This window comes from Nonomuraea lactucae, from assembly GCF_003313395.1.
In the GTDB taxonomy this organism is placed as follows: domain Bacteria; phylum Actinomycetota; class Actinomycetes; order Streptosporangiales; family Streptosporangiaceae; genus Nonomuraea; species Nonomuraea lactucae.
In genome coordinates, this window is record NZ_QNFZ01000548.1 from 1 (window position 1) to 1,755 (window position 1,755).

A 1,755-nucleotide genomic window follows, 5' to 3' on the forward strand; every position below is an offset into this window, starting at 1 on the left:
ACCGCCGGCCTGGAGGCGCGCCGGGTCCTCGCGCCCCTGGCCCGGCTGCGGGTCCACGGCATGGAGCTGTGGCGGGCCAACGCCTCCGGCGGTGTGCGGGCCGGTCTCGTCGTGCCGCTGGCGGAGGTGGCCGTGCTGGGGGTCGGCGGGTTCATGCTGGCCGCCGGGGAGCTGACGGTGGGGGAGCTGTACGCGGCGGCCCGGTACGCGGTGCTGGGCTCGGCGTTGAGCACCGCGCTCGGCCTGGTCGGCGGCCTGGCCAGGGCGCGGTCGGCGGGGGAGCGGGTGGCGCAGGTGCTGCAGGTCCCGCTCACGCGCCACGGAACGCGCCGGCTCCCGCCCAGGGACACGCTCGGTCGAGGCCCGGGGCCGGGGACCGTCGAGTTCCGCGGGGTGACGGCCGCCGGACTGTCCGTGCCGTCGCTGCTGATCCCGGGCGGGAGCGTGACGGCGGTGGTGGGGCGGTCGGGCTCGGGCAAGTCGCTGCTCGCCGCGCTCGCCGCGCGGCTGGCCGACCCGGACGAGGGCGCCGTGCTGCTCGACGGGGTGCCGCTGCCCGAGCTGGGACACGGCGAGCTGAGGCGCGCCGTCGGCTACGCGTTCGACAGGCCGGTCCTGGTCGGCGACACGATCGCCGAAGCCGTCGCCCCCGGCCGCGCCGCTCACGATCACGACGTGGTGGAGGCGGCGCGGGCCGCCCGTGCCGACGCCTTCGTGCGGAGGCTGCCGCACGGGTACGCCACCCGGCCGGCGGACGCTCCCCTGTCCGGTGGCGAACGCCAGCGCATCGGCCTGGCCCGCGCCTTCGCGCAGGGAGAGCGCCTCCTCGTCCTGGACGACGCCACCTCCAGCCTCGACACCGTGACCGAACACCAGGTCGCCCACGCGCTGACGGCCGGAAACGGGGGCCGCACCCGGTTGATCGTCGCGCACCGGCTCGCCACGGCCGTCCTCGCGGACCAGGTGATCTGGCTGGAGCACGGCACCGTGCGCGGCCGGGGGGCGCACCGCGAGCTGTGGCGGGAGCCCGGCTACCGCGCGGTGTTCCAGGCGGAGGGTGTGTCGTGAAGAGGCTGCCGTGGCTGGCCCTGCGCCGCGAGCCCCGCCAGCTGGCCCGTCTCGGCCTCTGGTCCGTGCTGGAGGCGGGGCCCGCGTTCCTCATCGGGCACGCCATCGCCCGCGCCATCGAGGACGGCTTCGCCGCCGCGCGCCCCTGGACCGGGATGGCGTGGCTGGCCGCGCTCGGCGCCGCCTGGCTGGTCGCCGCGGTCTCCGCCCGCCAGATCGTCCTCGCGGTCGCCGCCATCGCGGAGCCGTTCCGCGACGACCTGCTCTCCCACGTCGTCCAGAGCGCCGTACGCCGCGCGGCGGCCGAGCCGGTCGCGGCGGGCGGTGGGCGGGCGGACGGCGGGCGGGACAGTGCAGCCGTCACCCGTGCCGGGCTCCAGGTCGAGCTGGCCAGGGACGCGTTCGCCGCGGTGGTCACCACCGTCCGCGGGTTCGTGTTCACGGTGGTGAGCGTGGTCCTGGGGCTGCTCACCCTGGCGCCGGGGGCGGCCCTGCTGGTGCTGCCGCCGTTCGTGGCGGGGCTGGCGCTGTTCCTGGCGTCGCTGCCGTTGCTGGCGCGGCGGCAGAGGGAGTTCCTGCTGGCCGACGAGCGGCTGGCCGAGGCCATGACGGAGCTGGCGGGTGGGCTGCGCGACATCGTGGCGTGCGGCGCGGAGGAGCGCGCGCGGGCCCGGGTGGCGGCCCGGG

The 1,755-nt window shown here is 77.8% G+C and carries 2 protein-coding genes; both read left to right on the forward strand.

The window, feature by feature from the left end:
• The coding region (locus tag DQW85_RS23455) for an ATP-binding cassette domain-containing protein (protein ID WP_162795288.1) at positions 1-1,068 on the forward strand (1,068 nt) is incomplete at its 5' end.
• The coding region (locus DQW85_RS23460) for an ABC transporter ATP-binding protein (RefSeq protein WP_476703610.1) at positions 1,065-1,755 on the forward strand (691 nt) is incomplete at its 3' end. The genes DQW85_RS23455 and DQW85_RS23460, both read left to right, overlap by 4 nt.